Genomic DNA, 19,470 nt, shown 5'->3' on the forward strand with positions numbered 1-19,470 from the left:
TTTGAGTCTGAACCATCTTGGCTGATGGTGGTTGCTCCCAGCTATAAAGGTTAATTATGCTTTATTATCCTGGTTTCTTCCCCAACCAGATCAGTTTTTTTACCAGAAATTATTTCTCAGTGGGTTAGGCTTGAGCAAATTTTCACGCAGATTACCGAACAAAGCGAGAGAAAGACGAACAAAGCTTTTGGACTTACAATAGAGTTTAAATGAAGCATCAATCTCCACTTTCCATGAGCATAAGTCTGACTCCGCACCAAGAACGCTTGATTCAAAAAAAGCTCCAAACTGGGAAATATAACTCTGTAGAAGAAGTGTTAGAAACTGCTCTGAGATTGTTGGATGAATATGATCGTGCTGAAGCTGAATGGATGGAGGATGTTCGGGGAAAAATTGATGCTGCGATCGCAATTTCAGAGCAAACACAACCCATTGACGGTGAGACCTTTGTAAATGAAATTTTAGACCGATTTCAGCAACAGCGTCAGGCAGGAAAATGAATCGCTACGTTATCAATATTCTGGCTAGTCATGACCTGAACGAAATTGCTGAATACTTCGCACAAAACAGCCTGGAAGCAGGTGAAAAATTTTTTCAAGAATTTAACCGCAAGTGCCAACAACTTGTTACATTTCCCAACAGTGGTAAAAGTTATGCAGAAATCCGCTCTGACTTACGAGGATTAACACTTGAAGGCTACATCATTTTTTATAGAGTATTGGATGATGGAATTGAAATTTTGCGGGTAGTGAGTGGCCGTCGTAACCTTCCTTCTGTTTTTGATGGGTCTGAATAAAATGACAATAGTCATCATTAGCCGTGATACAAAATTTGATGCTTATTCTGATGTTCATCGGATGTGGGTATAAAGAAGGCGATCGCTGCAAAAAGTCTAGAATTAAACTATGACACAGGCACTTGAACCAAAAATTTACACTTCAGATGAGTATCTTGAACTGGAGATTGCATCCCAAACGCGGAGCGAGTACCGTAATGGAGCAATTATTCCTATGACTGGAGGTACACCCAATCATAATGAATTAGCAATTAATCTTGCAGCCTTGCTGAAATCTGCTTTGCGCGGAAAACCTTACCGTATTTTTGCTACTGATCAACGGCTTTGGATTCCCAATCGTAATATATATACTTATCCTGATGTGATGGTTGTAGAAAAACCTCTACAATTGCAAACAGGCCGCAACGATACAGTGATAAATCCTGGCTTTATTGCTGAAGTTCTTTCTAAATCAACACAAGATTACGATCACGGCGAAAAGTTTTCTGCTTACCGTAGTATTGAAAGCTTCTGTGAATATTTACTTGTTGATCAATACAGTATTCATGTAGAACATTATGTAAAAACTGCTGCTAATCAATGGCTACTCTCAGAATATAATGATCCTCAAGTCATTTTGTCCTTGAATACCTTTGCGGCACATCTTCCAATCATCGATATTTACGAAAATATTGATATTGATTCTTTGTGAAATGTATAAATGATGGTTGCTTTACCCGATCGCATTTTCATCAGCGCAGACGAATATCTAATTTGGGAACCCACCCAAGAACAACGCTACGAATATTGGGATGGTGAAGTTGTCGCCATGAGTGGTGGGACACGCAACCATAATCGGGTGTCGGGAAATTTCTTTAAGCTTTTAGATGATGCTTTAGGCGATCGCATCTGTGAGGTATACATTGTAGATGTGAAGGTGCAGGTAGAAACAGGACAGAAGTATTTGTATCCTGATGTGGTGGTGACTTGTGACAAGCGGGATGATGATCCACAATTGATCCAATTTCCCTGTTTAATTATCGAAGTGCTTTCACCTTCAACGGAAGCAGCTGATAGGGGTAAAAAATTTGCTGCATATCGCCAATCTCCAACCTTGCAAGAATATGTTTTAGTACAAGTAGCACAACCGGGTGTGGAAGTATTTCGCCGCAACGAACAAGGAAAATGGGTATTGTCGGATTATAATTTGGGCGACACATTGCTACTAGAATCGGTAAATGTAGAAATAGCGATCGCTGATTTGTATCGACAAGTTAAATTTGAATCTGAAGTAATGGAAAATGAATAAGCTATGGGGCGATTTACTTTTTCAGAATTTACCATTTGGAAAAGGGAAATTTTGCTAAATTACTGTTGAAATACCGCCCATCAGTAGACACTTCTTCGCCAATCCATTCTGGTATTTCAATTTGTTGTTGTTCATCAGTTAATTCAACTTCTGCTAAGATTAGTCCTTTATTATCGCCATCAAACTCATCAATTTCCCAAATTAACCCATTTAATTCTACTTTGTAACGCACCTTTTCAATTAATGGGCGATCGCACAATGTATCTAACATTTCCTCTGCGTCTGCTAGGGGAATTTCATATTCAAATTCAGACCGAGAACAATTCACACTTGGACTTTTAATTGTTAAATAACCTCGATTGTTCGCAATTCGCACTCTGACTGTAACTGAGTTTTTAGTAGCAATATATCCTTGTCGATACACACTACCTTTACCTAGATTTCTCCAAGCATCTCCCTTCACTAAAAATTTCCGTTCTATTTCTTTAGCCATGTGATTAATTTGGTAATATGTAAAAAATCTAATTTGTATTTCTGAGGATATGCTGCAAACTCTTCAATAAGTCTTGGGCTGTAAACGGTTTTGGTAAAACTAATTGAACATTAGCTTTGGTAACTTCACTCAAGCCTTCATGGGGATTAAAGCCACTACAAGCAATGATTTTGACTTGCGGATTCATTTTTTGCAAGGTGCGAATGGCAGTCATTCCGTCCATTTCGGGCATAATCATATCCATCAGCACAGCTTTGATTTTGTGCTTGTGTTGGGCATAAAGTGCGATCGCTTCAATCCCATTACTCGCAGTCAAAATTTGATAATTGTAGTTTTCTAAGACAATCGTAGCAATTTCTAGAATTTTTGCTTCATCATCAACTACTAAAATTAATTCTCCTTTTCCTAAAGGTACTGCTAAATTTTCACTTCTTGTTCCTTGACAGCCTTCCACTGCTGGTAAAAACAATTGAAATTTAGTTCCTTTGCCAACTTTACTAGAAACATTAATAAAACCACCATGACTTTTAATAATTCCTAGCACTGTCGAAAGACCTAATCCTGTGCCTATACCAATTTCTTTAGTGGTAAAAAACGGCTCGAATATTCTATTTAATACTTCTGGTGGCATTCCCATACCGTTATCGGCTACCGTTAACTCGATATAATTTCCTGCTTGAACATCCAAGTTCATCTGGGCGTAGGCTTGATCAATAAATCGGTTTTCGGCAGAAATTTTGATTTTACCGCCATCTGGCATGGCATCACGGGCATTGACAACCAAATTCATCAGCACTTGATGTAGCTGGGTAATATCTCCAGACACAGCTGATAAATCTTCAGGAATCGTGATGGAAAATTCGATAGATTTGGGAAATGTCTGTTTGGCAATCAACAGCATTTCCGAAATTAAGTGCTTAATGGAAATAATAGTGCGATCGCCTTTAAATCCCCGTGCAAAAGATAATACTTGTTTCACCAAATCTGCACCACGTTTGGCGTTATTTTCAATAATTGCCATTAACTGATGATAACGCTCTTTGTCTTGGGGGAATTTCAATTGTAATAGTTGAGATGCTGCCAAAATCGGGGTCAAAATGTTGTTCAAGTCATGGGCAATCCCACCAGCTAGAGTCCCTAGGCTTTCTAATCTCTGGGTGCGAAAAAACTGTTCTTCTAATTGTTTCCTTTGGGTAATATCTGTATCAACAATCAAAATAGATTTGGGTTTTCCTGCACTGTCGTGCATCATTGTCCAGCGACTTTCGACAATAATTTCTTTGCCGGATTTGGTAACTTTATGTAATTCGCCTTGCCAAGTACCCGTATTAATTACTTGTTCTATGGCTATGGGAATTTTGGCTGAGGGTTGTTGAAATAAAAGTTCGTCGGCGTTTTGGTTGACTGCTTCTTGGGCTTGCCAACCATACAAACGTTCCGCACCTTGATTCCAAAAAAGAATCTGATTTTGCAAATCTCGCACCACTATGGCATTAGTAACAATATCCAATAAAGCGGCTTGTTCTTTAATTTGCTGTTCAGCTTGTTTGCGTTCGTCGATATCTGTGGTTGTTCCAGTCAATCGGCTGGGCTGGTTGCTGTCGTCGTAGTACAATTGACCTGTAGAATTCAACCAGTGAATGCTGCCATCAGGCCAAACAGCCCGATATTCCACGATAAATTTTACACCTTGTTGAAGAGTAGCAGTCACAGCATCAGTAAAAGTTTGTCGATCTTCTGTATGCACTAACTCCAAAAACTCTGTTGTCGTCGGACACAATGTCCCACTGGGTAAACCATAAAATGACCCCATATTAGCAGACCAAAGAGTTTCATCCGTCGGAATCTTCCACTCCCAAATACCCATGTGAGCGGCTTCTAAAGCTAAACTGAGTCTGGTTTCACTCTCACGCAATGATTCTTCTGTATGCTTGCGTTCAGTGATATCTTCAACAATGCCAGCGTAATAACAAATATTTCCTTGTTGATCAAGTATTGTAAAAGTGCGATCCCAAACCCAACGTATCAAGCCATCAGGACGTAGAATGCGATATTCAATTTCAGTTGGTTCTCCAGCCAAATGTTGCGTCATCATTTGATTAACGCGATCGCGATCGTCTGGATGTACTGCATCCATCCAAGATAATGGCTGTTCTTGCAAACTCTGGCGAGAACGACCCCAAATTTCTTCATAAGCTGGATTAATATACAAAAATTGCCTTGTTTGGGGGTCTTTCCACCAAATCAAAGCTTGGATGTTTTCCGCAATATGGTGAAATCTCGCTTCACTTTCCCGCAATGCTGCTTCTTTTTGTTCGCTATAAAACTTCTCTTGATTTTGCCAAGCTGCTTCAGCTTTTTGGTATTCCGAGATTTTTTGCTGCAACTGCCGATTTTCTGCCACAAGTTTTTCTAATTCATCCTGAGTTTGGTGCAGTTTCTCTTCTACCATCTGAAGTTTTTTACGAGTCTGTTGAAGTTCTTGATGAGTAGGGATAAATGTCGGCGATTTAGATTTCATTCCTTGTGAGCGATGATGGTGAAAGGAACAACTTATACAATTAATTTGCCGATTATTATTTTGTGGTTGCTGTAAAGCTGTTTTAATACCAAATATTGTGTCGCGGTTAAAAGCTTGAATTAAAATATTAGCATTCACAATTCCTTTTAATTGACCTTGGCTATCCACAATTGGCAAATAACTAATTTGATAGTGATGCAATAGTGACCAAGCTGTGAAAATATCTGTTGCATAGCTTTCTTTGAGAGTAATCAATTCTGTCACCATCACTTCAGATACTTTTATCTGAGTAATATCTACTCCTGATGCAATAATATTTACTACATCTTTGGCTGTAATTATCCCTAATAAATATCCCGCTTCTACGACCAAGATGCAGCTATTTTTTTGCTGGTTCAAAATATCAGGCTGTAAATATCTATTTAAGCCAGTCACAGACTGATTCTGAGTTTGTTTCTGACTCATCAAGATAATAGCATCGACTAGATAACTATCAGGACTAATCATTAAAGGAGAAAAATTAATCAGATAATCTAAAGTCGGCAAATTAATTAGCTGATCTTGTAGTCGCATAGTTAATTTGTTAATTAAATGTATGTTCTTAACCTGAAAACAAGTTAGACAATGCAATCTATAGCAAATCCATGTTAAATATCATTGATTAAAATTTAATAGGGTATTGGGCAAATTTAACAGCAAAAATGGCATTTTTTTCTTAAATACAGTCTAAATCTAGCTTAGAGAGTTAATAGATATTCAGTGCTAGATTATTGAGTTAATTTTGGGGTATTCAAACTCATTTTATGGTCAAATGCCGATGAGATGATCCATTGATTCAAAAAATAAATCGTATTAATTGTGGGTTTAAAAATGCTTTGACAACATACGGATGTAACTTTTTATTCTTATGATTAAATAACAAAACTTATGATTAGCAAGAGCTTCAGAATTTTTTTTAAATAAAATGTCGGTAATTAAGTTGTAAAAGCTACATGTTATATTGTGTAATAAATCTATGGAAAATATTAATTTTTTTTACTTACTGCTTCATAAAAAAAATAAGCCTTTTTGATAAGTTTTGAGAATTTAATTGCCAAAATGACAAGTCAAACGTCAGAGTACCGAAGATTAATCCCACAATTTTTCTGGCTATCCGCTTGTAACTTGAGATTCTGATTGAGTAATTTAAGTTAAATCAAGTAAAGTTTAAATTTTACTTATGTTTGCCCTCATGACGCTTGATGGTGATATTTTAGTTCTTCAGATAAAAAAATCAAACACCAATAAGCTGTAAACTAAATCACCATTCAAACTGTAAAAAGACTGAAAACAAGGTAAAATTTTATGGATTTTCAAGATTTTCTCAGACATAAATTTACTCATGTTGTCATGGGTGAATTCAAGCCAGGCAAATTTGAAGCTGCCAAAAAACTTTATGAAGAAGCCGTATTAACCTATACAACAGGTTTCAAAGGAGCCTATCTTTTACAAGAACCAGGAACAGACAGAGGGATATCGATAATTTTTTGGGAAAGTGTAGAAGATATGGAAGCAAATCACAGTGAGATTTATCAAGACATTTTGAAACAGATGATGCCTTTATTTGCTGAACCGCCAAAGACAGTAGTTTATGAACTAGTTTGTGAAATCACCCCTGAAGAGACGGAAGAAGTATGAAATTTGAGGTTGTAGAATCCTGAGTTGAAAGTGCTTAGTCACCGAAGTTTGCAAGGCCGCGGGAACCCGCGCACGCAAGTTCTCGCTGAGTACTAAGTAAAAATACTAACCCTTAGCCTCTAACCCCTAACCTCTCTCAGATGTTCATGATGTCTACTTACTGCTAGGATTTAGCATAGTACAAGTGAACTGTAATAGGTATGGAATGTCTGAGTTAATTCTGTTTTGGCACCGCCGTGATTTGCGTGTTGCGGATAATACTGGACTAGCTGTGGCTAGAAAGCAAAGCCCGAAAGTGGTGGGTGTGTTTTGCCTTGATCCCAATATTCTTGAACGCGATGATGTTGCGCCTGTAAGGGTAGAATATATGATTGGTTGCTTGCAGGCATTACAAGAGCGATATGCCCAAATTGGTAGCCAACTTTTGATTCTCCATACCAATCCTATACAAGCTATTCCGACTTTAGCGGCAGCTTTGAATGCCAAGGCTGTGTTTTGGAACTGGGATGTAGAACCATACTCGCAAATACGCGATCGCACTATAATTGATGCACTCAAAGAAAAAGGCATTCAATTCCTCAACGAAAATTGGGATCAAATCCTGCACTCGCCGGACGAAATTCGCACAGGTAACAATTCGCCTTACACTGTTTACACCCCCTTTTGGAAAAACTGGAGTAGTAAACCCAAAGCAGCACCAGTAGAAACCTTACAAACTGCTGAAGGATTAACACCAGCCGAACAAGAAATTGCTAAAAATGCAGGTGCAATTCCATTACCCACAGCCAAAGATTTAGGATTTATCTGGGATGGTGGTTTAATTCTGCCACCCGGAGAGACAGATGCCCAAGATAAATTAGCAGAGTTTACTTATAAAGCTATTACCGAATACCAAGAACAACGCAACTTTCCCGCTACAGACGGCACATCTCAACTCAGCGCCGCTTTGAAATTTGGAGTAATTGGTATTCGCACTGCGTGGCAAGCCACAATTGAAGCACAAGAAAATAGCCGCAGTGAAGAAACAACAGCTAGTATCCGCACTTGGCAACAAGAACTGGCGTGGCGAGAATTTTATCAGCACGCTATGTATCATTTCCCTGAATTAGCTGAAGGTGCTTACCGCGATGCTTTTAAAAACTTTCCTTGGGAAACCAACGATGCACACTTTCAAGCTTGGTGTGAAGGTAAAACAGGCTACCCCATAGTAGATGCAGCCATGCGCCAATTAAATGAAAGCGGCTGGATGCACAACCGTTGCAGAATGATTGTTGCGAGTTTCCTTACCAAAGACTTGCTAATTAATCCGCAATTAGGTGAGAAATACTTTATGCAAAAGCTAATTGACGGTGATTTATCAGCAAATAATGGCGGTTGGCAGTGGAGTGCTTCCAGTGGTATGGATCCTAAACCTGTGCGGATTTTTAACCCAGCTAGTCAAGCACAAAAATTTGACCCCGATGGTGAATATATTCGCCAATGGTTGCCAGAATTGCGTTCTATAGAGAGTGAATATTTAGTAACTGGTAAAATTACACCACTAGAACGTCGCGCTGTCGGCTACCCTGAACCCATAGTTGATCATAAACAACAGCAACAGAAATTTAAACAACGTTATCAACAGCAGAAAGAAATCATTAACTAGATTGGTACCAATCTGCGTAATACTGCTTCTTGCTATTGATTTAACACTAAAAACTATAATAATAGCGTTAGTTTCGAGTAAACTAACGCTATTTTTTCAAATAATTGCAGGGAAAATATTAACGAAAGCTCCCTGTTAGTTAATATAAGTTATGTCAATTACATCAATTAAACAGTACTGCGACGAGTTAACAAATTCCACAAGAATACAGCGATAATTGCACCCAAAACAGCGACTAAAATACCAGGGATACTAAGAGTGGGAGCTGCTAAAGCAAAATTTCCCGTACTGAAGAAGACTCCTAAGCTACCCCCAATAAATGCACCGATAATACCTAACAAAATAGTTCCTAGAATGCCGCCGCCTTGATGACCAGGGTAGATGGCTTTAGCAATAGCACCAGCAATTAAGCCTAAGATAATCCAAGCAAGAATGTTCATGTGTTTGTTGTTTTTTGTTAATGTTTTTTCTGACAATTACAGATTAACAAGTTCAATATGTACAGCCAATCTATCATCAGCATTAATTATTCATAGCCTGAAGTGGTAGTTGAACTGGTGGCATTTCTTTTGGTATATGCCGAAATCAAGATAGCTAAAAACTGAAGAAACAGCCCATAGCTGCTGTGAAACTATGGGCTGATTAATTCATTGCTTGGTAATTGCAGTATAGGCATTTCTCATTAGCTCCATCCTCTACTAGAAGAATTAGGCTGAAATGACATTTGTGAACATTCTTAACAGAAAAAAGAGGATTAATTTCAACTTCTGGTAGAGTGCAACCCTCAATTAGCTACATAGAATCAATACAGTAAAACTCAAGCACAGTTGTAGTGCATTAGAATTTATGACATTTAATTACAGATGGAAAAATGGCTCTCGCCCAAATCGAGATGAAGCAGTTAGACACAAATATTTATTAGATGAAAGCCAGTTTGAAAACGAGCAAGACAGACAATTAGCCGAAGAATCTGCAAGGCGAATGTTAGGTGTACCTGTACCAACATTAGATGAAGATAAATCAGTGTTACCCCAAGCAGACCCAGACAGAAAAATATAAGAGCAAATGCGATCACTCCCATCACACAGTAATTACACAAGGTAAAATGGCTGAGGATAATTACGCAGAAAAATATACTGAGCCTGAGTTACGCCACCAACTCAAGGAAGAAATTCTCAAATCTGATAAAGGTGGTCAGCCTGGCCAATGGTCAGCACGTAAGAGTCAGCTGCTAGTCAAAGAATATGAAAAACAAGGTGGCGGCTATAAACAAGCCGATAAAGACGAAGCTGCACAATCATTAGAAAAATGGTCTGACCAAGACTGGCAAACTCAATATGGTGAAGACCGCGCCCGTAAAGATGGTATAACTAAACGCTATCTACCAAAAGCAGTTTGGGATAAGTTGAGCGACGCAGAAAAGCAAGAAGCAGAGCAAATTAAAGAAAAAGCCTCAAAAGAAGGTAAACAATACGTTGAATGGACTACAGCTATTGAAAAGGCAATGGCTGAAGCTGACCATGAATCTCACAATGAGTCATCAAAGCAGGCACTATATGAACAAGCCAAATCACTCAATATCAAAGGTCGTAGCAATATGACCAAAGATGAACTGAAGAAAGCGATTGATGAGACGAAAAATTAAAGCGATCGCCTTCAGAATATATTTGTATAAGTAGCAGCAAAACTAAAATGTTACATTATTGTTTTCTGGTGGGATGGGCTTTTAGTCTATCCAATGCAGGCAAGATGCCCATCCCAGAAAAATTGTAATATTAATGTACTAGTTTAGCCCTGCTGTGCTACTAAGATTTAAGGTTTAGTAGCTCAATTAAACCAGCAATTCCCGATACCGTTGTTGAACCTCTTCAATTCCAAACAACGCCTCAAACTTTAAACCAACAGACTGGTAAAGTTCTGCGCCTCCTTGGTTGCGGTCTACCAGTCCAATTACTTGCTCAACAATATATCCTGCATCTTTCAGCCGATTTACCGCTTTTAAAGCAGACTGACCAGTAGTTACCACATCTTCCAAAACTACGATTTTTGCACCTTCAGGCAAAGTTGGGCCTTCAATATAAGCTTTCGTTCCGTAACCTTTGGCTTCTTTGCGAATAATTAGTGCTGGTATGGGTCGGTTTTCATAAACAGAAACCACACTCACTGCTGTCACAATGGGATCAGCACCTAGTGTTAAACCTGCCACAGCTTGAGTATCCGCAGGTAGTAAGGGAAATAGTAAACGTCCAACGGCTAAAGCGCCTTGGGGATGGAGTGTTACCTGGGTTTTATTAATGTAATAGGTGCTACTTAGCCCTGAAGACAGTACAAAATCACCTTCTTGATAGGCGAGTTGGCAAAACAAGTCTAGTAGTTTGTGGCGCAAAGTATCTAAGTCAGCAGTCGTCGCCCAAATATCAGCCTGGGTAGGGGTTTCAGTAGAATGCGTCATTACAAATGATTATCAGTTGTGCTACACCAAAGGTTGAACTCATCAGAGTTCTGCAATTAAGCATAAGTTAAGATTCGCTCAAAATTGAGGAGTTAAGGAAATGGGTATAAAATTTAAATCCTTTGGTGGTTTTTTGGTACTGTTAGCTACTGGTTTAATTCTGCCGAATGTGGCATCTGCTGAAACAAATACACCTAATTATGAAACTGCTAATGAAGCTTTTGAGCGAGCTTATTTCCGTCACGATCGCAATTTTTACGAAAATAACACACCCAAACGTCAGTTACAAAATTTTCTCGGTAATGGTTCCGGTTTCAAGGATTCTTTTCCAGAAAATGAAATAGCCCGTGATGCTGAGTTGATCAACACCCTCTATCGAGATGTTCTAACTCAGCAAGCCGGTAATGACCCTTATCTACGCACACCAGATTTACCCAATCCTTATGATACTTCCCTTCTATCATCTCCTCGCTTAAATAGTGACAAGCTCAAAGTCGGTACAGAATTCCGCTTTTAGAGTGCTGAGTGCTGAGTGCTGAGTACTGAGTACTGAGTAGTTAAAGGCAATGATTAGAAGCTTGCCGAAGTGTCACACATCATTAATTCTGAATTCTGGCTCCTGACCCCTGAATTCTGTTTGATAAAACTTATCACTCAGCACTTTCAACTCAGCACTCAGCACTTAAAAAAAATCCAGGGTGCAGGAGTTGAACCTGCCTGGGGCGAATTATGAGTTCGCTGCCTCAACCGCTCGGCCAACCCTGGTCGAATATTAATTTTATCTCAACTTTGCTAATTGTCTACCGTTGTACCACAGTTTATCAGATTTTTATACTACATAATTTAATTATGAAATTATGCACACTATGATTGATTAAGTTCGTTTAAGGATTGAGGTACATAACTTCAATGCTCTTAATATAGACCAGCATTCTTCAGCAACAGCTTGTCAGCGATGAAAATAAATTCTACTGTAATACTGACTTTGATTCTGTTAATCCTGATGTTGGGCGCAGGGTCTGTCAGCGCGTTTTTAGGCTTCAATTTGGGCAGTTTAGCTCTTAAGGGAGTATCAACCCCAGATGGTCGTCCGACAACCAAATTCGCTAGTGCTAAGACCAATAACTCCCAACAGCCAGGAGTAACTTTATTAAAAGAAGAAGAAATATTAAAAATTGTTAAATCTCGGATTGATGGTAAGGCGAAAGCTACTCAATCGGAAAAATTAGATGACGAAGATGAAGAGATCAACAAAAAACAGAAACCACAAGAAAAACCACAGGAAGTAGTTGAAGAAAAACCCCAACCAGGATTTCCGGTGAGTGCAGAAAGTGAAGGTGTCACTTTTGCAGTGCAATCGGCGCGTTACTCTGGAGGCGATTTACTTCTAAAAGTCAAAATGCAGAACAAAGGCAAAGATTCTGTGCGTTTTTTGTATAGTTTCTTAGATGTGACAGACGACAAAGGCAGAACCTTGAGTGCTAGTACAGAAGGTTTACCCGCAGAATTACCCGCCAATGGGCCGACATTTTCCGGTACAGTGATTATTCCTACAGCTTTACTGGATGATGTGAACAAAGTCTCTTTGTCTTTGACAGATTATCCTGCACAAAAACTCAAGTTAGATGTCGCTGACATCCCTGTAGCAAGGTAAAGACGGGAAGTAAAAAGTAAAAAGTAAAAAGGCAGAAGATTCTTTTTACTTTTACCTTTTACCTTTTTACTTTAAGAGAGTTTAAACGAGTTTAGGCAGTGATTGGTTTTCCTGGTTTAACTTGGGCAGATGTAGGGTTGCGATTATTATCAGTACTACTACTGATTGCCATCAATGCCTTTTTTGTGACAGCAGAGTTTTCGATGGTGACAGTGCGGCGATCGCGGATTCATCAGTTAGTCAAGGCTGGCGATGTACAAGCGATCGCAGTTGAAACACTACAACGCAGTATTGATCGGCTGCTATCAACAACACAATTAGGCATTACCCTTTCGAGTTTGGCACTGGGGTGGATTGGTGAAAGTACAATTGTGGTGCTGGTAAACACATGGCTGAAATCTTGGCCTTTACCAGCAACGACCACTAAGTTCATTTCCCATTCGCTATCAATTCCTCTGGCCTTTTTTTTGGTAGCTTATCTGCAAATTGTCTTAGGGGAATTATGCCCAAAATCACTAGCTCTGCTCTATTCTGAACAATTAGCGCGGTTTTTAGGCCCTTCTGTTAAAGCGATCGTCCGTTTTTTCAGTCCCTTCATTTGGATTCTCAACCAATCTACTCGTTGTTTGTTACGCATTTTTGGCATTGAATACACAGGTCAAAGTTGGAGACCACCTGTAACATCGGAAGAATTACAGATGATCATTGCCACAGAACGAGAATCCACTGGTTTAGAACATTCTGAACGTCAATTGCTGAATAATGTCTTTGAATTTGGTGATGTCACCGCCCAAGACGTAATGATTCCTCGCAATGGCATTATTGCTTTACCCAAAGATGCAACCTTCCAGCATTTACTCCAGGAAATGACCACTACTGCTCACTCCCGCTACCCCATTATTGGTGAATCTTTAGATGATATTCGCGGGATTGTTTACTTTCGAGATTTAGCCCAACCCTTGGCAATGGAGAAACTCTCTTTAACATCCCATCTCCAACCGTGGATGCGTCCCGCCCGATTTGTGCCAGAAAACACACCCTTAAGTGAACTCTTGCCCATGATGCAGCAAGAAAAGCCAGCTATGGTCATTGTTGTTGATGAGTTCGGCGGAACTGTAGGGCTAGTGACCATTCAAGACGTGATTGGTGAAATTATTGGCAATACAGGGGAACGGGAAAACAACGAAGATTTGTTAATTGAAATTGTGGATCAAGACACATTTTTAGTACAAGCACAAATTAACCTCGAAGACCTCAACGAAGTCTTAAATCTCAGTTTGCCTCTCGCTAGGGAATATCAAACTTTAGGCGGTTTTGTGCTTTATCAATTACAGAAAATGCCAACTAAAGGTGAAATCTTCTTGTACGAAAATCTTCAGTTCACCATAGTCTCAATTATCGGCCCAAGGCTGCATCAAATTCAGGTGCAACGCTTATCTTAGGGGCAAGGGGGGCAAGGGGGGCAAGGGGGGCAAGGGGGGCAAGGGAGACAAGGAGGACAAGGGAGCAAGATGTATACCTTACCTCTCAACCTTGTCTACCCCTTCTACCTTGTCTACCCCCTCTCTCACTCCTTACTCCCCACTCCCTCCACATAAGCCAGTGGATCTTGTAATCCCAGTTCTTCAAAAGCTGCCAGTCGCAAGCGGCAAGAATCACAGACTCCACAGGCAATATCACCACCGGTATAGCAAGACCAAGTTAAATGCCAAGGAACCCCTAATCTGTTACCCAATTGGATGATTTCGGTTTTTTTGAGATGAACCAAAGGGGCAACGATCGCAGTGGCATTTCCTTCTCGTCCTTGTTTAGTTCCCAGGCGAAAAACTTCTTGCATTGCTTGGATGTAGTCAGGACGACAATCAGGATAGCCGGAATAATCCAAGGCATTCACACCAATGTACACACGTTCAGCTGCGATCGCTTCCGCATAACCCAAGGCAAAACTTAAAAATATTGTATTCCGTGCAGGTACGTAGGTCACGGGAATATTTTCTGACATCTCTTCCAATGAACGGGCTTGGGGAACATCAATTTTTTCATCTGTTAGTGCTGAACCACCCCATTTGCGTAAGTCAAAATTCACCACCTGATGTTCTTCTACACCAGCAGTTTGCGCCACCAGTATGGCTGAGTTTAACTCTCGGCGATGTCGCTGCTGATAATCAAAAGAAATTGCGTAGCACTCACAACCATCTGCTTTGGCTTGATAAAGTACAGTAGAAGAATCTAATCCCCCAGACAACAAAATTACGGCTTTCATCTTGGCAGCAAAATTTTTAGATTTCTCATTGCCAAATCATCATAATTAAAAAAACTGTCAGCCAGCCTGACCGCTCAATTTTTTCTCCATACTGTACCAGTTTATAAACTGGACTATTCTTTAAGTGTTATTGTAGCTATTTTTGTAATTTTACTGACAGGAAAATTATTTATTTACAACGTTTTAAGATGGTAAATTTGCTGGTATCCAATACTATGACTAAGATTGAGAAATTTTCACTAAAAATTGATTTTGTGTTTAAAGTTAATAAAAAAACACATTAGCTATTGTGTTAAGAGCAAAAAACTGATTGATTTAAAACTGAACAGAAAAAAGACAGCCAGATTGCGGGAACTATCGCAAACTTTGAAATTCTTCATAAACAGAGCCTCTATGTTACCATCTGGATGGTTTTAGACGGATCATAACTGGCTGTTCAGTATAATTGCCAACGGCCGCAGCGTCTCTAAATTTGGTGGTTGAGGAGAGAACAATAGTGCAAAATAGCATGTCAGTGGCAGAATCAAATTCATACACACAGCGCAATCAGCCAAGACCGATTCGCGTAGGCGTAGTCGGGGTGGGTAACATGGGACAACATCATGCCCGCGTCTTGAGTTCAATGAAAGATGTTGAACTAGTCGGTGTGGCAGATATCAATGTTGAACGAGGCTTAGAAACCGCCAGCAAATACAAGGTGCGTTTTTTTGAAGATTATTGTGACTTGCTACCCCATGTGGAAGCAGTGTGCATCGCCGTACCTACTCGCCTACATTATGCTGTAGGCATCAATTGTCTATTAGCTGGAATTCACGTTTTAATTGAAAAGCCGATCGCTGCTAGTATTTCGGAAGCAGAATCCCTCGTCAATGCAGCCGCAGAATCAGGGTGCATTTTACAAGTAGGTCATATCGAGCGATTCAATCCTGCATTTCAAGAACTTAGCAAAGTCCTGAAAACCGAAGAATTGCTGGCGCTGGAAGCTCACCGGATGAGTCCTTACTCCCATCGTGCCAATGATGTTTCCGTCGTGCTGGATTTAATGATCCACGACATTGACTTAATGCTAGAACTAGCCGCCTCTCCGGTTGTCAAACTGACAGCTAGTGGTACTCGTGCATTAGATTCTGGTTATTTAGATTACGTGACAGCCACCTTGGGATTTGCCAATGGCATCGTTGCTACGCTGACAGCCAGTAAAGTCACTCACAAAAAGATTCGGCGCATTGTTGCTCATTGCAAAAACTCCTTTACGGAAGCAGATTTTCTCAAGAACGAAATTCTGGTTCATCGCCAAACAACCACCAATTTAACTGATAATCGTCAGTTACTTTATAGACAAGATGGTTTGATCGAAAAAGTCTCTACCACCAATGTTCAACCTTTGAGTGCAGAATTAGAACATTTTGTTAATTGTGTTCACGGTGGTAATCAACCTTCCGTTGGCGGTGAGCAAGCTTTAAAAGCCCTGAGACTAGCTAGTTTAATTGAGCAAATGGCTTTAGAAGATAGAGTATTCAACCCATTAGACTGGCAATCGGAATCAAGAGTTCAATCCTTAACTTCCACAATCTAACAGTTCTGCTTAATTGAATACATAAAATACTTAGGGGCGTAATCTTTGCGCCCCTAAAATTTGGCTGATCATCTCCCCAGAGATGAAGGATTATCAGTAAAGTTTTAAGAAGATTAAAGCTAAATTAAGCAAACAAACTTGTGCCGCAATTGTAGGAATATACTCAATGCTTGAATGGATTACTAATACGATCAATTCCTTGGGATACGTAGGAATTGCGTTGTTAATGTTTGTGGAGAACCTGTTTCCCCCAATTCCCTCAGAATTGATTATGCCACTGGCAGGATTTACCGCTAGGGCAACACCAGACCGATTAAATATTCTGGGAGTCTTTTTTGCCGGACTTGTAGGTTCTGTAGCTGGCGCACTTGTGTGGTACTATCCTGGTAAGTTTTTGGGCGAACAGCGCCTAAAAAGGTGGGCAGATCAGTACGGTAAGTGGTTAACCATATCCAGCAAAGATATTACCAAAGCAAAGCACTGGTTTGATTCTCAAGGTAGCAAAGCAGTGTTAATTGGTCGTCTTGTACCGGGAATCCGTACATTGATTTCCGTGCCAGCAGGCATTAGTGACATGCCTCTGCTACCATTTTTATTTTATACAACCTTGGGTAGTGCTGCCTGGGTAGGTTTGTTAACATACTCAGGGTATATTTTGGGTAGCCAGTATGAACTTGTGGACAAGTACCTTGCCCCAGTATCAAAAATTGTGCTTGGGACTTTGGTTTTGGCATTTGTGGTCTGGATACTCAAGCGTAGGCAGAAACGGACTAGACACTAAAATACACCACCCTGATTTAAAGTTTATTTAAAGTTGGGGGGTTACATCTGGTAAAAATTCGCCTACACTATGCCAAATAATGCTGAAGAAAGCGATCGCCTAACTCAGCATTAGGCGTATTTTTAGCTACACTTGACGAAACCTAGAATTTTTGGTATCTCGCATGTTTGTATGTAAGATGAGCAAGTTAAATTTTGACAGTTAAGAAAGGACTAGGAGCTTTCATGACAGACCAACCTTCCGCCGCTACCCCAATGAATGCTGCTGCTATCCCTCTCAACCGGGTTTCAGCATCTACCCCCATTAATACTGCTACCCCCGTTAAAACAAATGGCAGTTCTGGCAAAGCCATTCTCAGTGTGGACTTAGGCAGAACATCAACCAAGACTTGTGTCAGCCGCGAACCCGGTAATGTGGTTTTCATCCCCGCCAATGTCAAACAAATGTCAATGGAAGAAGTCCGGGGAGGTATTTTTGAAGCCCGTGCTACTGATCCTTTAATGGATTTGTGGCTGGAATATCAAGGTAGTGGCTATGCTGTCGGTCAACTAGCCGCAGATTTTGGCGCAAATCTTGGAGTTGGTAAATCTAAGGTAGAAGACGCACTGGCTAAAGTTTTGGCTTGTGCTGGCTACTTCAAGCTAAAAGACGAAATTTCCATCGTGCTGGGTCTACCCTTCCTCTCTCTAGAGCAGTTTGAAAAAGAAAAAGCCCAGATCATCAGTCAGCTGACTGGCCCTCACGTCATGAATTTTAGAGGCGAAAGCGTCTCCCTCAACATTAATAAAGTTTGGGTAATGCCTGAAGGTTATGGCAGCCTACTTTGGTGTGAAGCTCAACCCAAAAAAGGTGCAGCCAGCCCCGACTTTACCAAAGTATCAGCCGCTATTGTCGATATTGGACATCAAACCATCGATTTGTTGATGGTAGATAACTTCCGCTTCGCTCGTGGTGCTTCTAAGAGTGAAGATTTCGGGATGAGCAAGTTCTACGAAATGGTAGCGAAAGAAATTGAAGGCGCAGACAGTCAATCTCTAGCTTTGATTTCTGCGGTGAACAAACCCAGAGGAGAACGTTTCTATCGTCCCAAAGGCTCTAGCAAGCCTGCTAACCTGGATGATTTTCTCCCCAACTTGATTGAGATGTTTTCTCGTGATATTTGCAGCCGTGTCCTTGCTTGGCTACCTGAGCGTGTGACTGATGTGATTATCACAGGCGGCGGCGGCGAATTCTTCTGGGAAGATGTGCAACGTCTGTTAAAAGATGCTCAAATCAACGCCCATCTGGCTGCACCATCTCGCCAAGCTAACGCCTTGGGGCAGTATATTTATGGAGAGGCGCAATTATCCGCCGTTCGCGCTGCTAGGTCTTAAAGCCAATGTTCCAATGGTCAAAAAAAGTAGTTAAATCGGTGACGTTCAACCCAGAAGTTGCAGACGAAAGCTTGTTGTCGCTGGTGGAAAGCCATTTAGAGCCTCAACCAGACAAGACTTTTAGCGACCTCTGTAAAGAAGCCCTATGGCAATTTTTATGTGTCCCAGAAGCTGTCAAACCTGCTTCCAAACCAATAGCCGCAGAGTCGGTTGAACAGAAAATCGATGAACTGCAACGCCAAGTGGCTGACCTAGAGGAACGTTTTTTCGCTAAAGAATCGAATCGTTTGGAGGCGATGGAACGCCATATTGTGCAACTCACGCAACAAATGGCGCATCTAGCAATTTTGGTGACAGAGAGACCACAGATTATTCACCATCAGCCTCCAACTTCACCAGCGCCAGCGCCTGTAGTGTCAACAGTCCCCACAATGGAAATGGTTAACACTACCTACGCTGCTACACCTTCTGAAGATGTTGACCCTGTGATTAGTCGTCTCAGTCAATTTCTGGATGATTTTTAAGAGACGGTTTGGATTGTGAGTATTTTTATTTTTAAGAAATCCTTAATAGTCTGCACTATTAAGGATTATTAATTTTTATCATGATTAGATTTACCCAGGTTTCCAGATCCCCGATTTTTTGAAAAAGTCGGGAATCTAAGTCTAAATCATAAATCTAGGGCGATCTCTCCAAATCATCCTCTTCTTGTTTAAGTAATTCCCACATCAGGAAGGCAAACTCAATCACAATACCTGAACCGGGAATGAACCAGTCAGCAATTAGGGGAATCAGAAAAAATGCGATCGCCATCAGCTTTTTAGCTTTCATTTACTTTGCCTCAAACGCTGAAGCAACGGTAAATTTGGGGTAGTGCGAGGAAGCAAAAGGTGCTGTCTGTGGGCGGTGATGCGTGAATTTGCTGAGATTTGAGTTTGGGGATGCTAGATT

General features: G+C 40.4%; 21 protein-coding genes and 1 tRNA gene. 15 read left to right on the forward strand and 7 right to left on the reverse strand.

Annotated features, from left to right (window positions below; translation table 11 throughout):
• Nucleotides 1-209 precede the first annotated feature (209 nt).
• The 4 genes from H6G75_RS18875 to H6G75_RS18890 all read left to right on the forward strand — a co-directional run bounded on the left by H6G75_RS18875 (nucleotide 210) and on the right by H6G75_RS18890 (nucleotide 2,084).
• A complete protein-coding gene (locus H6G75_RS18875) occupies nucleotides 210-500 on the forward strand; it encodes a type II toxin-antitoxin system ParD family antitoxin (RefSeq protein WP_242051569.1) in 291 nt (96 codons plus the stop codon).
• Nucleotides 497-796, forward strand: coding sequence for a type II toxin-antitoxin system RelE/ParE family toxin (locus H6G75_RS18880; protein ID WP_190981544.1), 300 nt, complete (start codon nucleotides 497-499; stop codon nucleotides 794-796). Before H6G75_RS18875 ends, H6G75_RS18880 begins: the two co-directional genes overlap by 4 nt.
• 109 nt (nucleotides 797-905) lie before the next feature.
• On the forward strand, nucleotides 906-1,487 hold the full coding sequence (locus H6G75_RS18885) for a Uma2 family endonuclease (protein ID WP_190981545.1): 582 nt from the start codon (nucleotides 906-908) through the stop codon (nucleotides 1,485-1,487).
• Nucleotides 1,488-1,499: 12 nt separating this feature from the next.
• Nucleotides 1,500-2,084 (forward strand): Uma2 family endonuclease, encoded by a 585-nt coding sequence (locus H6G75_RS18890; protein WP_190981607.1) that lies wholly within the window; start codon nucleotides 1,500-1,502, stop codon nucleotides 2,082-2,084.
• Nucleotides 2,085-2,112: 28 nt separating this feature from the next.
• Here the strand turns inward: H6G75_RS18890 and H6G75_RS18895 are convergent, their stop codons facing one another.
• Complete coding sequence (locus H6G75_RS18895; protein WP_190981546.1) at nucleotides 2,113-2,577, reverse strand: CYTH domain-containing protein; 465 nt, start codon at nucleotides 2,575-2,577, stop codon at nucleotides 2,113-2,115.
• Between the two features lie 28 nt (nucleotides 2,578-2,605).
• Nucleotides 2,606-5,671, reverse strand: a complete 3,066-nt coding sequence (locus H6G75_RS18900; protein ID WP_190981547.1) for a PAS domain S-box protein — start codon at nucleotides 5,669-5,671, stop codon at nucleotides 2,606-2,608.
• A gap of 771 nt (nucleotides 5,672-6,442) precedes the next feature.
• Between H6G75_RS18900 and H6G75_RS18905 the strand changes: the two genes are divergently transcribed.
• Both H6G75_RS18905 and H6G75_RS18910 read left to right on the forward strand, forming a co-directional pair.
• On the forward strand, nucleotides 6,443-6,775 hold the full coding sequence (locus H6G75_RS18905) for an antibiotic biosynthesis monooxygenase (RefSeq protein WP_190981548.1): 333 nt from the start codon (nucleotides 6,443-6,445) through the stop codon (nucleotides 6,773-6,775).
• Between the two features lie 205 nt (nucleotides 6,776-6,980).
• Nucleotides 6,981-8,420, forward strand: coding sequence for a deoxyribodipyrimidine photo-lyase, 8-HDF type (locus tag H6G75_RS18910; RefSeq protein ID WP_190981549.1), 1,440 nt, complete (start codon nucleotides 6,981-6,983; stop codon nucleotides 8,418-8,420).
• 167 nt (nucleotides 8,421-8,587) lie between these two features.
• Here H6G75_RS18910 and H6G75_RS18915 read toward each other — a convergent pair whose 3' ends face one another.
• Complete coding sequence (locus H6G75_RS18915) at nucleotides 8,588-8,860, reverse strand: GlsB/YeaQ/YmgE family stress response membrane protein (protein WP_190981550.1); 273 nt, start codon at nucleotides 8,858-8,860, stop codon at nucleotides 8,588-8,590.
• A gap of 406 nt (nucleotides 8,861-9,266) precedes the next feature.
• Here H6G75_RS18915 and H6G75_RS18920 point away from each other — a divergent pair, with 406 nt between their 5' ends.
• Nucleotides 9,267-9,479, forward strand: coding sequence for a bromodomain-containing protein (locus H6G75_RS18920; protein ID WP_190981551.1), 213 nt, complete (start codon nucleotides 9,267-9,269; stop codon nucleotides 9,477-9,479).
• 46 nt (nucleotides 9,480-9,525) lie between these two features.
• Nucleotides 9,526-10,065 (forward strand): hypothetical protein, encoded by a 540-nt coding sequence (locus tag H6G75_RS18925; RefSeq protein WP_190981552.1) that lies wholly within the window; start codon nucleotides 9,526-9,528, stop codon nucleotides 10,063-10,065.
• Between the two features lie 186 nt (nucleotides 10,066-10,251).
• Here H6G75_RS18925 and pyrE read toward each other — a convergent pair whose 3' ends face one another.
• Entirely contained in the window at nucleotides 10,252-10,872 is a 621-nt protein-coding gene (gene pyrE, locus H6G75_RS18930; RefSeq protein ID WP_190981553.1) for an orotate phosphoribosyltransferase, read from the reverse strand.
• A 100-nt stretch (nucleotides 10,873-10,972) separates the two neighbouring features.
• On the opposite strand from pyrE, the gene H6G75_RS18935 reads away from it, so the two are divergent.
• Nucleotides 10,973-11,389, forward strand: coding sequence for a hypothetical protein (locus tag H6G75_RS18935; RefSeq protein WP_190981554.1), 417 nt, complete (start codon nucleotides 10,973-10,975; stop codon nucleotides 11,387-11,389).
• A 175-nt stretch (nucleotides 11,390-11,564) separates the two neighbouring features.
• On the opposite strand, the gene H6G75_RS18940 is transcribed toward H6G75_RS18935, so the two are convergent.
• A tRNA-Ile gene (locus H6G75_RS18940) sits at nucleotides 11,565-11,637 on the reverse strand.
• Nucleotides 11,638-11,827: 190 nt separating this feature from the next.
• Between H6G75_RS18940 and H6G75_RS18945 the strand changes: the two genes are divergently transcribed.
• Both H6G75_RS18945 and H6G75_RS18950 read left to right on the forward strand, forming a co-directional pair.
• Nucleotides 11,828-12,526, forward strand: a complete 699-nt coding sequence (locus H6G75_RS18945; RefSeq protein ID WP_190981555.1) for a hypothetical protein — start codon at nucleotides 11,828-11,830, stop codon at nucleotides 12,524-12,526.
• A gap of 98 nt (nucleotides 12,527-12,624) precedes the next feature.
• Nucleotides 12,625-13,968 (forward strand): hemolysin family protein, encoded by a 1,344-nt coding sequence (locus H6G75_RS18950; RefSeq protein WP_190981556.1) that lies wholly within the window; start codon nucleotides 12,625-12,627, stop codon nucleotides 13,966-13,968.
• A gap of 125 nt (nucleotides 13,969-14,093) precedes the next feature.
• On the opposite strand, the gene queC is transcribed toward H6G75_RS18950, so the two are convergent.
• Nucleotides 14,094-14,789 (reverse strand): 7-cyano-7-deazaguanine synthase QueC, encoded by a 696-nt coding sequence (gene queC, locus H6G75_RS18955; protein ID WP_190981557.1) that lies wholly within the window; start codon nucleotides 14,787-14,789, stop codon nucleotides 14,094-14,096.
• Between the two features lie 496 nt (nucleotides 14,790-15,285).
• Here queC and H6G75_RS18960 point away from each other — a divergent pair, with 496 nt between their 5' ends.
• The 4 genes from H6G75_RS18960 (at nucleotide 15,286) to H6G75_RS18975 (ending at nucleotide 19,043) form a co-directional block, all read left to right on the forward strand.
• Complete coding sequence (locus tag H6G75_RS18960; protein WP_190981558.1) at nucleotides 15,286-16,365, forward strand: Gfo/Idh/MocA family oxidoreductase; 1,080 nt, start codon at nucleotides 15,286-15,288, stop codon at nucleotides 16,363-16,365.
• Nucleotides 16,366-16,531: 166 nt separating this feature from the next.
• Nucleotides 16,532-17,146, forward strand: a complete 615-nt coding sequence (locus tag H6G75_RS18965; protein ID WP_190589905.1) for a DedA family protein — start codon at nucleotides 16,532-16,534, stop codon at nucleotides 17,144-17,146.
• Between the two features lie 224 nt (nucleotides 17,147-17,370).
• Complete coding sequence (locus tag H6G75_RS18970; RefSeq protein WP_190981559.1) at nucleotides 17,371-18,519, forward strand: ParM/StbA family protein; 1,149 nt, start codon at nucleotides 17,371-17,373, stop codon at nucleotides 18,517-18,519.
• Nucleotides 18,520-18,524: 5 nt separating this feature from the next.
• Nucleotides 18,525-19,043 carry a plasmid segregation centromere-binding protein ParR gene (locus tag H6G75_RS18975; protein WP_190981560.1) on the forward strand — a complete coding sequence of 173 codons (519 nt, stop codon included), beginning with the start codon at nucleotides 18,525-18,527 and terminating at the stop codon, nucleotides 19,041-19,043.
• 154 nt (nucleotides 19,044-19,197) lie between these two features.
• Here H6G75_RS18975 and H6G75_RS18980 read toward each other — a convergent pair whose 3' ends face one another.
• Nucleotides 19,198-19,350, reverse strand: a complete 153-nt coding sequence (locus H6G75_RS18980; RefSeq protein ID WP_190981561.1) for a hypothetical protein — start codon at nucleotides 19,348-19,350, stop codon at nucleotides 19,198-19,200.
• Nucleotides 19,351-19,470: the final 120 nt, after the last annotated feature.

Source organism: Nostoc sp. FACHB-280, from assembly GCF_014697615.1.
GTDB lineage: Bacteria > Cyanobacteriota > Cyanobacteriia > Cyanobacteriales > Nostocaceae > Nostoc_B.